A 12,916-nucleotide genomic window follows, 5' to 3' on the forward strand; every position below is an offset into this window, starting at 1 on the left:
GGGATGATGGCGAATCAAAGTTGGAGACTGCGACGAAATAAGTACCGCTAATTTGTTGACAAAACTCCCAAAATCGTGGAGCTTTTCTCAACAAAAGCGGGTACTAATTTCCTCGTAGCTCCTTACTCCGAAGCTTTGGTTTCGTCCGTTTCCTCTACTGCTTCTTCGACTGCTTCCGGCAGCTCGTCGCTTGCGGGAGCCGCTTCCGAAAGAGCTTGAGCATCGGTGATGTCGATCATGCCGGGCGAACGCAATTCCTTCACCCAGTCCTGTACATTTCCCTTCGCCGTCGTGACGGCTTCTACCGTGTGCATGGCCGAGTCCTTAACCTTGCCGCCGATGGTGGTGGCAACTTCGCCGACTTGCTTGGCGGCTTCCTTGGTTTTGGTAGCCGTCGTTTCGGCCAGCTCGCGGGTTTTCTCTCCGGCGGTGCGGGCGGTGTCGGCGATATCCTGGCGCAGCTCCTTACCGGCCTTCGGGGCGAACAGCAGCGCGGATACGGCACCTGCTACGGCTCCGACAGCGGCTCCAATCAGAAAGCCGCGTGCGCTTTTTTTGGCTTGTCCCTTTGCTTGCTCCTTGGCTTGTTCCTTGTTTTGTTCTGTCATCCTAATCTCTCCTTCGTCGATTCGTTTGACGTTCACGCCTCCGGCTCGTTGGAGCGGGCCTTGCGGTCTTCCTGCCAGCCCCGCCACAGGCGGAACCCGGTGTTGGCCCAGTCGAGCGCCGTGGTCAGCCGGCTGCGGTTCGTGCGAACTTGGTCTTCCGCCGCCTTCACCGTGTGGGTGACCGTGGCGGAGGCCTGCCGTACCGTTCCCGCTACCTCCTGCACCGCTGCACCGACCTGCTCCACCGAATGGAACAGCGCGTCTGCTGCATTCAGCTTGGCCTGGACATTATCGGTGACGCCTTGCACCTGCTGGAGCAGCTTGACGGACTCCTCGCTGAGTCTGCCTACCTGTTGCTCCAAATTCCCGACCGTCTGCTCCATTCGGCTAATGGAGGTCTTGGCCTGCCGGAGAAATCCGACGAGAAACCAAGAGACCACAGCCAGGCTGAGAGCCGCGACGGCCGCACTGATTTGAGCGATCATGGGGGTGTCCACCTCCTCTTGCGTAAACGGATTCCCGTTTTCTCTACAAGAGAAAAATTCGCCGCGGCGAGGCCGCTTCCTCCTTTTTACGTGCGAGTTGCCGAAAAGGAGTCATTTGCCGCTGATTCTGAATCCTGAAGGGCAAAGCGGGAAAGCAAAGCCTGAAGCGTCGGGCCGCTTGCCGGAAGCCCGTGGCCGGGAAACAGATAGTCCGGCTGCAACTCCGTCAGCCGGCATGCCGATTGCCGCGCTTCGGTCCAGTCGGCCGTGAACGGCTCCGGCGGTCCGCTCACGACCATCTCGCGCGGAAACATCGTGAAAGCTGCGGCGGAGCGGACGGTGAGGAGGGCATCGCCCGAGAGAAGCGTTCGGTCCTCCTCTCGATAAAGGGCGACATGCCCGGGAGAATGCCCGGGCGTCCACAGCCAGCGCCAGTTCGGCATCCCGGGGATCGTCCCGTCGGCAGGCAGCGGCCTCACCCGCGTTCCCAGGTCCGCGCCCTTCTCCGGGGAACGCGGAGTGACGCGGGCGACCAGTCCGCTCATTTTGGGCAGCGGACCTCCTGGGGGATAGTCCGCCTTACCTGTCAGGTAAGGCAGCTCCTTCTCATGAGCGTATACCGGAACATCCCAACGCTTCAGGAGGGCGGGCAGGGAGCCGATGTGGTCGTAATGCCCATGGGTAAGCACAATGGCAGTCGGCACTTCCCAGGGGCAGCATTCCTCTGCTTTCTGAACGATGGCCGCGGCAAATCCGGGCATGCCGGCGTCCACGAGAATCCAGCCCCTTCTCTCGGATGACCGGATGAAGAAGACATTCGAGGCGACCGTCCTCATATAGTTAACATCAGCAGGCAGCGGAGCTTGGTGTACGCGCATGGGTCATCCTCCCTTTTTCATTAGCATGGGCGAGATGGAGAAGGGGCATCCAGAAGGTCGCTGTTGCTTGGGGAAAAGAAGTTATTTTTTCCAAGACGGGAAGGAGGAAGAGGGAGGAGCAGCGAAATAAAAAAGATGTCGAATTGAAACGGTTTTTCGCGAGTCGAGACCGAAGCCGAGGTGTTGTCCGGAGTGAACAGCCCATATACAAACCGCCTTGTTCGATGGTGCGCAGGTCTGATGCTCGTATGCCTGGTTCTGGCGTTCCCGCGCTCCGTTCAGGGAGAGGCCGCTTCCTCTCCCAAGATTCTCATTTTGAACTCCTACCACAAGGGGATGGAGTGGACGGATGAGCAGACGGACGGGATTACGAAGCGCCTGAAGGAAGCGAAGAAGAATACCACCATCTATACGGAATACCTCGATTGGAAGAGATACCCGAACGAGACCAACCTTCGCAACTTTCAAGAGCGGATCAAAGCAAAATACGAAGACATCACCTTCGATCTCGTCATCACCACGGATGACAAAGCCCTGGAATTCGCTTTGCAGCATCGCGGGGATATCCTCGGCATGGCACCGATTGTCTTTTCGGGCGTCAATGAGGTAAGTGCCAAACGATTGACGGCAGGCGAGCATGGCGTTACCGGGGTTCTGGAAGTACTCGATCCGGTGGGAACGCTGGACGCCGCGCTCAAGATCAACCCCCTCCTCCGTAAGGTTTATATTCTGTATGACATGACCGAGAGTGGAGATACGACAGGGATCATCGTGATGAACGCGATCCGTACCCGATTTCCTCAACTGACGCCCATAGAGCTCAGTCATTACTCGGAGCAGGATATCTTGAACTTGTCCGAGACGATGCAAAAGGACAGCGCCTTTCTCATCACCTCCTACCATCAGGACGGAACCGGTCACGTCGTGGAGTTCGATGCCTTTACCCGCGAATTGAACGAACGGAGCCGGGTTCCGATCTACTTGATTTATAATTTTGGACTGGGCAAAGGGGGATTAGGAGGAAGCGTCATCAGCGGGACTCTTCAAGGGGAGGAAGCAGCGAATCTCGGCCTCCTCGTTCTCGATGGAACACGGCTGGAGGACATCCCCTTTTATGAAGCAGACACGACCCGGCTGGTCTTCGATTATAACGAGCTGAAGAAGTATTCCGTGCCTACCAACCGTCTGCCCAAGGGCAGCGAGATCATCAACCAGCCGTTTTCCTTCTATAGGACCTACCGAACCCTCGTCCTGGTAACCTTGGCTGCGTTCACCCTCCTTCTCGTATTCATTGCGCTCTTGCTCTTCTACATCAATCAGGTCCGCGGCATTCGTCGAAAGCTCGAAAAGAGCAATGAACGCTTCTCGCTTGCCACCTATGCTTCCGCCGCCGTTATCTGGGACATGGACATGGTGAAGCAGAAGTATTACTTCTCCGATATCTGGTACGAACTGCTCGGATACGAGCGGGGGGAACTGAACGAGGAGTACGGAGGGTGGCGCACGATCATTCACCCGGACGACGTCATCGCCGAGGCGAAGAGTAAGCGGGAGCATCTGGCGGATGAAACCCCGTACTACCATTGCGAGTATCGGCTGCGCACGAAGGACGGCTCCTACAAATGGTTTCATGTGCGGGGAACCGTGCTGCGGGCTGCGGACGGGGTTCCCATCCGGTTTGCCGGGTCGATGACCGACATCACCGACCGCAAGGATTTCGAGGTGAAGCTGCAGGACAGCTATCAGGAGCTGGAATCCACCTACGAAGAGCTGACCGCCGTGCAGGCGGAGCTGCTCGAGCAATACAACCGGCTCGTCGATAATCAGACCCAACTGATGGAGAGCGAGGAGAAGTACCGGGAGCTCGCTTACAACGACACGCTCAGCGGACTGCCCAACAAGCGCTCCCTCGTCGAATCGCTCGCCCGATTCACGGAGGAGAACAAGCGGGCGGCCGCCGCGCTCCTCTTTCTCGATATCGATAACTTCAAATACATCAACGACACCCTCGGCCATTCTTACGGGGATCAGCTTCTCTCGGCATTCAGCCGCCGGCTGCTGGAGGTGGCCGGTCCATACGAGGAGCACTTCCGCTTCGGTGGAGACGAATATGTCATCTTCCTCAAGGACATTCGGTCCAAACAGGACGTCATCCATTATGCCGAGCGGGTCATTCGAGCGGTGGAGGAGCCTTTCTCCTTGCAGGGCAGTCTCGTTCACGTCTCCGTGAGCATCGGGGTCGCTTGCTACCCTGACAACGGGACTACCGTCGAGGAGCTGCTGCAGAAGGCCGATGTCGCCATGTACCGGGCAAAGCAGGCCGGTAGAGGGATCTACGTTCTGTACGAGCAAGAGATGCAGAAGTCGTTCGATGAGCGGATGCGGATCGAACGGCACCTGCGGGAGGCGCTGGACAAAGAAGAGCTGCTCCTCTATTATCAGCCTATCATGGACATAGAGGGTGACCGGATTTGGGGCTATGAAGCGCTGTTGCGCTGGAACAGCGCCGAGCTCGGCTTCGTGTCTCCGCTTCAGTTCATCGAGATTGCCGAGGACTGCCGCTTGATCGTTCCGATCGGCGAATGGGTGCTGCGGCAGTCCTGCGAGTTCCTGGCGTCGATTCGCGAGCAGGGCTATCCCGATGCCCGCGTGTCGGTGAACATCTCCCTGATCCAGATCATGCAAGAGGACTTCGCCGATATGGTCGTCCGCATCCTGGAGGAGTCCGGACTGTCTCCGTCGCAGCTTCAGATCGAGATCACCGAATCGGTGTTTATGAAGTCGTTCAGCACCATCACACTCAAGCTGGATTACCTCCGAAGCTTGGGCATCAGCATCGCTTTGGATGATTTCGGAACGGGGTATTCCTCTCTCAGCTATTTGAAGCAGCTGCCCATTACGACCCTCAAGATCGACAGATCCTTCATTCAGGGCATTAGCGAGGATACGACCGCGAAGTCGCTGGTCGAATCCATCATCTCCATCGGCCAAAACCTTGGCATCGATGTGACGGCCGAAGGCGTCGAGACGCACGAGCAGCTCGAGGACTTACGGCGAATGAAATGTGATAAAATACAAGGATACTACATCAGCCGTCCCCTCCCGGAAGCGGATGTCCTGCCTTGGGCGGATGCCCGCACCTCTTTGCGCCGCGCCGTGGATGCCGGATAGAGGAGAGGACAGGGCGGCTGGTAAGCGAGGACGTGAGCATGCACATGCGTTCCCGGAAGAAGGGGATTCTCATGGTACTCCTGCTCTCCATGACGGTTATTTCGGCGTGCAAGGGAGAAACGAAGAGCCCGGAGGCGCTGTCCCCCGGTCCGCTTCTCTCCCCTGGCTATGCGGTGAACGACCCGGGGAGGCTGCAGGAGAGAGAACAGATCGAACGGTTTGTCCGTACCCGAATGATGGGAACGGACGGCATCTACACGAATTTCAAGGATACGGAGCAAAAGGCTGAAGTGGCCACCGGCCATGAGCTGCTTAGTGAATCCTCCTCCCTCTACATGCGAACCGCTGCGCGTACCGCAGAGAAGAAGGAGTTTGACGAGGCGTGGACCTCTGCCCGAAAAACCTTCGAGCAGGACTGGGGCTTCAGCTACCGGTACAGTCCCAAATGGAAGAAGCGGTTTCCCGTGGGGGCATCCGTGGATGAACTTCGGCTCCTTCGCGCACTCTACGAGGCGGGAGAGGTATTTCAAGACCCTACGTACACCAAGGAAGCCGATCAGCTGGGAGAGCGTTTCGTTCGCTACCATGTTCGCGACGGCAAGCTTCGCGACTTTTACGATTCGACGGCAGGTGTGACCAACGGGTTCCTTACCCTCTGCTACGCCGATATGCGAACCCTTTGGCAGTTCCCCGCAACGGTTGAGCCGAAGAAGCTGGTTGAAGACACCCTTGCGACGGTAGAGGGAGGGTATCTCTCGGATTCCTTCCCGTTTTATGAAACCCGCTATAATTATGAGACCCAACGCTATGAGTCGGAGGGGATTCGGACGGTCGAATCCTTGCTCACCATTCTCCACCTGACCGAAATGGGCCGGGAGAAGGACACGAGCATTCGCTTCATTAAGGAACGATTGGCCGATGGAGCTCTGTACGGGGAATATTCGCGTACTGGGGAGCCAATGAACCGCGTGGAATCGACGGCTATCTACGCGCTCGTCGGCATGATCGCCGCAGAGCGGGATGACCCCACCCTGTACAACATGGCGGTGGAGCGAATGGAGGCTTACCGCGTCACCAAGGAGTCGAGCGCACTGTTTGGCGGCTTCGGCAACGATCAGCTCGATGAAGCGTATTCGTTTGACAATTTGATGGCCCTTTTGGCGTACACCTACTGAACATTATCGGGGGAACGAGGATGAACAGCCAGAATGACAATCATGGGCAAGGCCTTGTCCCTGCTTGGGAGTTGGAGACCGTTGGCCGCCTTCACGGGAGTAGGAAATCCAGGAACGAGGCGCGGCGTCGCGCCTCTTTTTGGCGTTGGCCGACGCCCTCCCTGCTTGCCGCAATCGGGGTTCTCCTCATTACCGGCTGGGCGCTGTTCGTTCCTCCCTACATCGGCATGGCCGACAACGGGGACTACTACCGCATCCTCTATCCGAACGGGCTCTATTTCCACCTGCCTGACTATGACAGCCGCTATTTCGGCTACTTCGTCCGTACGTACGGAATCTACCAGTACTTCAATGAGAACTCGATGATGGTGTTTTCCTCACAGTCGCTTTTTATTCATGCGGCTCTCTTTTTGAACAAGCTGTTTTACAGCCGGGAGATCTTCGATCTGCGCTTTCAGTCGGCTCTTCTCACCTTGCTGTACACGGGCGGCATTTATCTTTTGGTCGAAGGGCTTACCTGGAAAATGCAGCGCAAACGGGCGCTCCTGATCGCCGCCATTGCGGTATTCCTGTTCGCAGATACGGCCTACACGGCCTACTTTCAATCCTTTTTCGGGGAGAGCGTCGTGCTGATCGCCCTTCTCTATGTGACGGCCTCCTGGCTCCTGCTGTGCCGGGGACGCTTCCATGATTACACGATGCTCGCGATTTTCCTGGTGACCGGCCTGCTGCTCACCACCTCCAAGCAGCAAAATGCGCCCGTCGGCGTCCTCCTTGCTGTCTTCGGCGTCTCTCTCTATTTCCTTCGTTCGGGAAAAGGGTACCGGTGGATCGTCTCCGCATCGCTTGCCTTGCTGTTTGCCAGCGGGGTAGGCACGTACGTGCTCATTCCCCAGGAGTTCGTGCACATCAACCAATACCATGCGATGACGCGCGGGGTCTTGCTGGGTTCATCCAATCCCGAAGCAACTCTTCGCACCTTTGGAATCGATGAGCAGTACGCCATCTTGAAGGAAAGCATCTATTACGAGCAATATTCCACCGTCGATGTGGATTCCCCTTTGCTGGAGCAGGAATTCTACAACAAATACGGCTTCGGCTCCGTTCTTCGCTTCTACGTGACCCATCCCGACCGGCTCAACAACCTGCTGAATGCGGCGGCGAAGCAAGCCTTCTCCATTCGACCGGCGGCAATGGGCAACTACGAGCTGTCGGCCGGCAAGCCGTTCGGGGAGCAGACCTCCTTCTTCTCCTTGTACAGCCAGATCAAGAAGGGGGCGGCTCCCAAAACCTTCGGATTTATCGTGCTGTGGACGGTCGTCACGGTTGGCCTGCAGCTTCCCGGCTTCATTCGAGCCTGGCAAAAACGGGACAGGCGGGCGATTCAGCGGCTCGTGCTGATCGTGACGCTCATCCTGATCGGAATGTCGGGCATCGTGGTGTCCATCATCGGTGCTGGCGATGCCGACTTGTCCAAGCATGAGTTCCTCTTCACCCTGGCTTTCGATGTGGTGACCTTCATCACGATTGCGGACATCATCGGCCGCCGGTTGGTTCGTCCCGACAGCAGAGCTCCCAAGAAGCCTGCTCCGACGGTACAGACGGGAGGGAGCCCGGCATGAGAAAGCCGTCCAGGAGAAGTTCAATCGCTCCGCTGGTCCTTCTCCTCTGTCTCCTAGTGTCAGGCCTCGCGAGCGGAGGAACCGTCCGGGCGGCGGAGAGCGGGACGGCTGCCAATGCAGATCGCGTCCTGCTGCTCTATGACAGCAAGGCCATCGGCCATGAAGACGCGCCGAATGTTCCCGTTACCGAGCGCCTGCTGGCCGCATTCGGCCTGTCCGTGACTCCTGTAAGCCTCGATCAGTACACCCCGGGGCTTGCGGAAGACTACCCACGGGTTGTGCTTGTGCGCAACCGGTCGGATTTCACCGTACCGCCGTCCGTGTGGGCCGAACTCGACGCTTACACGGGGAATCGCTTCGCGGTGATGGGCGGCGAAGCTGCGCTCCATCTGGCCTCCGAGACCTCGACCGACCCGCTAGCGAAGTGGGCAGGGGCCCAGGCTTCGGCCCTTCCGGCCGGAGTGGACGGGACGCTGTCGCTGGCAGGAGATCTAAAGAGCTGGCTGGGCGACAAGCGAACAGGCAAGGCATACTTGCTGCTCAAGGAATCGTACCCGTTCTCCGATCTGGAGCTTTTGCGGACACTCGCAGACCGCCTGAGTGATGCCGGCATTCCGTTCCTGCTCGCCACCAGGCCGGTTTTTCAAAACACCGATTACCCCGCGATGCTGCGTTACCTGGAAGCGCTCAAGTATGCGCAGTCCCGGGGCGGCTCGATTCTCGTCCAGACTCCGGTGGTGAAGCTTGCGGCAACACGGTCGGACACCACCTTGCGCACGAAGATGGAGGGCTTTGTCGACACCTTGATCGAGAGCGGCATCGTTCCGCTCGGTGTCGTGTCAGAGGCCTTCTGGACGTATGACCGGGAATTCTCCGTCGGGGGGCTGGGTGCTTTCGATTCGGCGGTGCTTCTCCGTGACGAGAATCCCTTCTTTATGGAGCGAATGCCCACGTCCCGCTCGTTTTCCTCGAGCCTTTTCACCTTTTCCCCCGAGGACCTTCCGCTTGAAGAGCTTTCGCATTCGGATGTACAGACGCTTCCGCTTCCCGTCGCGCTGCCGTACGATCTGCCGGAGACGAATGAGGAGATGGAGCACCTCCTCGCCCGACTGGCTAAGGCGTGGCTTCCCTTCACGGATTACAAGGAGGAGGACCATGAAGTGGTCACCGAGAAGCATCGGGCCGGTTCCCGGAACGGCGTCCTCACCATCGACGGCCAGTTCATGAGCACCGATTACGTGTCTCGGCCCATCGACGAGCAGTTTGAATACGAGCGCAAGGAAGCCGTAAGCTTTGCTGGTCTCTTCCGGGCGCAAAACCGCTTTTTCCTCGTCGTGATCTCGGCCGCCTTGATCGCCTTCGTCATCCTGATCGGCATCGGCCGCCGCATCTACCGGCGTAAATTCATGAAATGAGGAGGTGGAGACAATGGCAGTGGCTAACATCCTCATGGTGATCTGCGTCGTCAGCATCTGGTCTCTTCTCCTGGTGAATGTGACGCTCATCATTGCTGGATACTTGTACTACATGCGCACAGAACGCGAGCTTCCGCCGTCTCTTCCGGATGAGCCGCCGTTTGTCTCGGTGATGGTTCCCGCTCACAATGAGGGGATGGTGATCGTGCAGACGGTCGAAGCGCTCCTTGCCTTCGATTACCCGGCCGACCGCTATGAGATCATCGTGATCAATGACAATTCGTCGGATAACAGCGCGGAGCTCCTCGCTCGGGTGAAAGAACGCAATCCTGGCCGAAATCTGATTGTCATCAACACGGATTCTGTCATCGGGGGCAAGGGGAAATCCAATGCGCTCAACCTCGGCTTCGCCCAAAGCCGCGGCGAGCTGATCGCTATCTACGATGCGGACAACACCCCGGAGAAGCCGGCTCTGCGTTATCTGGTCGGCGAGTTGATGGCGGACGACAAGCTTGGAGCTGTCATCGGCAAGTTCCGCACCCGGAACCGGGATGCGAGCTGGCTCACCCGCTTCATCAACATCGAGACACTGTCCTACCAGTGGATGGCGCAGGCGGGCAGGTGGAAGCTGTTCCGCTTGTGCACGATTCCCGGAACCAACTTCATCATGCGGCGGTCGATCGTCGAAAGCATCGGCGGGTGGGACACCAAGGCGCTGGCCGAGGATACCGAGATCAGCTTCCGGATCTACCTCATGGGCTACCGAATCAAGTTCCAGCCGCATGCGGTCACCTGGGAGCAGGAGCCGCAGACGCTCAAGGTCTGGTTTAAGCAGCGCACGCGGTGGGTGAAGGGGAATATCTACGTCATCATCAAGAACCTGCCCCTGCTCTTTCAATGGTCAGCCCGAAGGATCAGCTTCGATATTTTATATTACGTATCCATTTATTTTCTTCTTGTTCTCGCTCTCGTCACTTCCGATTCCCTGCTGATTCTCCATGCCCTCGGGTACGTGCATACGTCCATTGCCGGACTGAGCACCTTTCTATGGCTGCTCGCCATCGTGCTTTTCGTCGTCGGCACCTTCGTTACCGTTACGACCGAGAAGGGCGAGCTTACCTTCTCCAACCTGTGGCTGATTCTGCTGATGTACATCTCTTATTGCCAGCTCTGGATGCTGGTCGCGGCGAACGGGCTGTACCAGTATGCGAAGGACGCGATCTTCAAGCGAGAGACCAAGTGGTACAAGACCGAACGCTTTTGACCACTGATATCTAGAAAAAAAGGGGGAGCACCATGATCCGCAAGGCACTCGTTCTCTTGATCACCGGCATCCTCGTCGCCTCCGTCGTTCCCTTGGGCGGACAAGCGGATGTTCAAGCCGCGCCTGCCGCTACGGCAACACCCGCGGCTACGGCAGCCCCGGCGGCGACCGCTGCTCCGTCGAGCGGTGCAGCGGCTCCAGCCGTTTCGCCAACACCGCCTGCCGCAGTGACTGCACCGGGAGGCTCTGCCACGCAGACGACCGGGAAGGACAAGCAGGCGGCGACCGGCAAGGTAGACCCCAGCCGTCCCGTCCAAATCCGGGAGAGTCTGCTCCTGTCCGACGACGTGTCGCTGGTCGGCCCGAGGACCATTCGGCAGGATTATTTCCACCTGCCTTCCTATTGGCAGGCCAGCCGCATCACGCTCACGCTGGATTACCGCCTGACCCAGCTTGCGCTGCCCGAGGACACCAGCTTGACGCTCTCCTTAAACGGGCATGCGTTCTATTCGCTTCGTCCCAACACCGCATCTACCGCTAAAGAAAGGCTGACCCTCACGCTGCCGACCGATCTCCTCGTATCCGGCGACAACCTGGTACGGATTGACGCCCTCCTGCGCACCGATACCAGCGAAGAAGGGTGCATAGACGAGGAGGCTTCTCCTGCCGAATGGATGCATTTGTATCCCACCTCGTCGCTGCGTATCGAGTATCAGGAGACGAAGGCGGACGGGTCCATTCAAGACTTTTACAGTCGGTTCACCGGGTTCGACAAGCTGGAGGCCGGTACGAGTCTCGTGCTGATCTCCGCCAAGGAGAGCGCCGACGAATGGGCTGCTGCTGTGCATGCACTGTCCGGCTTCTCCCGTTCGGACACCAGGGCGGATAAAGCCATTCCGCTCCGTCCTTACTCGGCAGGAGAGGGAAACACGGCCGAGAATGTCGTGCTGATCGCTCTATACGACCAGCTTCCTGCGGAATGGCAGGGGCGCATCGATGCGAACGGGCTGGATCAAGCAGCGCGCCTTCAACTGATTCAGGACGGGGCCCGGAACGTGCTGGTTGCCACCTCGCGCAACGCGGAGCGGCTCGTTCAAGCCGGGCGCTTCCTCGGGAATCCGCAGTTGATGGCGGAGACGCTCTCCTCCAAGGTTGACATTCTGGAGTCCACGCGCGTCGATACCCCTGTGGTGGAATCGAGCAAGACCGTCCCGCTTACCACAGCGGGCGACCAGCTGAAGGGCAGCCGCCATCAGGAGCTGTCGTATTACATCCCCCTGCCGCAAGGACAGGTATTGGCGAACTCCGCGAAGCTGGAGCTGGATTTCCGCTATGCCCGCAACCTTGATTTTGATCGCTCGATGGTGACCGTGCTCCTCAACGGGACGCCGATCGGCAGCAAAAAGCTCACGACCGAGCTTGCCGACGCCGACACCCTGACGCTTACCGTTCCCAAGAACCTCAAGGTAACCGGGAACTTCACCGTTACCGTCGCCTTCGATCTGGAGCTGAAGGGGAAGTCCTGCATCCGCAATGCCGAGCAGATGCCGTGGGCCTACGTAACAGCGGATTCCAAGCTGCTTCTGCCCAGCCGCTCGACGGAGGAGCTGCTCTTCAACAGCTATCCGTACCCATTCCTCCGGGATGGCGTGTATAACCGCGTCGGGTTCGTCCTGCCTTCGGAGCTCACCGTCTCCACCTATCAGGCGATCTCCGATGTCATTCATCTCTTCGGACGATATACCGGCGGCAACACGGGAGATGTGGCCGTCTTGTCTGACGGCGCTTCCGAAGCGGAGCTGAAGGACCGCAACTTGATCGTCATCGGCCGTTACCAGGACAATGAGGTCATTCGCAAGGCGAACGACAAGCTCTTTTTCCGTTATCGGGAGGATGGAGCAACGATCCTCTCCAATGAGAAGATGAGCATCGAGGAAGGCTACGGCAAAACAGTCGGAACCCTGCAGCTATTGGATTCCCCCTATGGAGCGGGGAAAGCGATGCTTGCCGTAACCGGTCCTTCGGAGGAAGGCTATCGACTGGCAGCGGAGCTGATCGGCCGGGACTCGTCGCGCTGGAAGCTGTATGGGGACGGTGTCCTCACGGACAAGGACGGCAATGTTCAACCGTTCCGCTTCAAGCAGGCAGCCGCTGCCGAATCGACCTCCATTGTCGAGGAGCTGACCAGCCGCCCGGATGCACTCGCCTTTACCCTCGCGGTTGCGACTGTGCTCATTCTGGCCATCCTCGCGCTCCTGCTGCTCATCCGCAAGCACGGGAAGAAGGGGAGGGGATAAC

9 protein-coding genes are annotated in these 12,916 nt (G+C 58.3%); 6 read left to right on the plus strand and 3 right to left on the minus strand.

Going from position 1 to position 12,916, the window contains the following annotated elements; genetic code table 11:
- Positions 1 to 122: 122 nt before the first annotated feature.
- From AAFN83_RS10645 to AAFN83_RS10655, 3 genes are all read right to left on the minus strand, one after another.
- A complete protein-coding gene (locus AAFN83_RS10645; protein ID WP_347769062.1) occupies positions 123 to 608 on the minus strand; it encodes a YtxH domain-containing protein in 486 nt (161 codons plus the stop codon).
- A 32-nt stretch (positions 609 to 640) separates the two neighbouring features.
- Positions 641 to 1,093, minus strand: a complete 453-nt coding sequence (locus AAFN83_RS10650; RefSeq protein WP_347769064.1) for a DUF948 domain-containing protein — start codon at positions 1,091 to 1,093, stop codon at positions 641 to 643.
- Between the two features lie 86 nt (positions 1,094 to 1,179).
- The gene (locus AAFN83_RS10655) at positions 1,180 to 1,971 is read right to left on the minus strand and encodes an MBL fold metallo-hydrolase (protein WP_347769066.1); all 792 of its coding nucleotides are present in this window, start codon (positions 1,969 to 1,971) and stop codon (positions 1,180 to 1,182) included.
- Between the two features lie 192 nt (positions 1,972 to 2,163).
- Between AAFN83_RS10655 and AAFN83_RS10660 the strand changes: the two genes are divergently transcribed.
- The 6 genes from AAFN83_RS10660 to AAFN83_RS10685 are packed head-to-tail and all read left to right on the plus strand — an operon-like array spanning position 2,164 to position 12,915.
- On the plus strand, positions 2,164 to 5,142 hold the full coding sequence (locus tag AAFN83_RS10660) for an EAL domain-containing protein (protein WP_347769068.1): 2,979 nt from the start codon (positions 2,164 to 2,166) through the stop codon (positions 5,140 to 5,142).
- Positions 5,143 to 5,186: 44 nt separating this feature from the next.
- Positions 5,187 to 6,317, plus strand: coding sequence for a hypothetical protein (locus AAFN83_RS10665; RefSeq protein WP_347769070.1), 1,131 nt, complete (start codon positions 5,187 to 5,189; stop codon positions 6,315 to 6,317).
- Positions 6,318 to 6,337: 20 nt separating this feature from the next.
- The gene (wsfD, locus tag AAFN83_RS10670; protein ID WP_347769072.1) at positions 6,338 to 7,939 is read left to right on the plus strand and encodes a glycan biosynthesis hexose transferase WsfD; all 1,602 of its coding nucleotides are present in this window, start codon (positions 6,338 to 6,340) and stop codon (positions 7,937 to 7,939) included.
- A complete protein-coding gene (locus AAFN83_RS10675) occupies positions 7,936 to 9,354 on the plus strand; it encodes a hypothetical protein (protein WP_347769074.1) in 1,419 nt (472 codons plus the stop codon). The genes wsfD and AAFN83_RS10675 overlap by 4 nt, the downstream gene beginning before the upstream one ends.
- Positions 9,355 to 9,367: 13 nt before the next feature.
- Positions 9,368 to 10,618 carry a glycosyltransferase family 2 protein gene (locus tag AAFN83_RS10680; protein ID WP_347769076.1) on the plus strand — a complete coding sequence of 417 codons (1,251 nt, stop codon included), beginning with the start codon at positions 9,368 to 9,370 and terminating at the stop codon, positions 10,616 to 10,618.
- Between the two features lie 32 nt (positions 10,619 to 10,650).
- Entirely contained in the window at positions 10,651 to 12,915 is a 2,265-nt protein-coding gene (locus tag AAFN83_RS10685) for a cellulose biosynthesis cyclic di-GMP-binding regulatory protein BcsB (protein ID WP_347769078.1), read from the plus strand.
- Position 12,916: the final 1 nt, after the last annotated feature.

Source organism: Gorillibacterium sp. CAU 1737 (assembly GCF_039888655.1).
GTDB lineage: Bacteria > Bacillota > Bacilli > Paenibacillales > NBRC-103111 > Gorillibacterium.

What these genes read in the sequence shown, in the direction of transcription:
- AAFN83_RS10645 (WP_347769062.1), bottom strand. Translation starts at nt 608, where the DNA reads ATGACAGAACAAAACAAGGAACAAGCCAAGGAGCAAGCAAAGGGACAA.
- AAFN83_RS10650 (WP_347769064.1), bottom strand. Translation starts at nt 1,093, where the DNA reads ATGATCGCTCAAATCAGTGCGGCCGTCGCGGCTCTCAGCCTGGCTGTG.
- AAFN83_RS10655 (WP_347769066.1), bottom strand. Translation starts at nt 1,971, where the DNA reads ATGCGCGTACACCAAGCTCCGCTGCCTGCTGATGTTAACTATATGAGG.
- AAFN83_RS10665 (WP_347769070.1), top strand. Translation starts at nt 5,187, where the DNA reads ATGCGTTCCCGGAAGAAGGGGATTCTCATGGTACTCCTGCTCTCCATG.
- wsfD (WP_347769072.1), top strand. Translation starts at nt 6,338, where the DNA reads ATGAACAGCCAGAATGACAATCATGGGCAAGGCCTTGTCCCTGCTTGG.
- AAFN83_RS10675 (WP_347769074.1), top strand. Translation starts at nt 7,936, where the DNA reads ATGAGAAAGCCGTCCAGGAGAAGTTCAATCGCTCCGCTGGTCCTTCTC.
- AAFN83_RS10680 (WP_347769076.1), top strand. Translation starts at nt 9,368, where the DNA reads ATGGCAGTGGCTAACATCCTCATGGTGATCTGCGTCGTCAGCATCTGG.
- AAFN83_RS10685 (WP_347769078.1), top strand. Translation starts at nt 10,651, where the DNA reads ATGATCCGCAAGGCACTCGTTCTCTTGATCACCGGCATCCTCGTCGCC.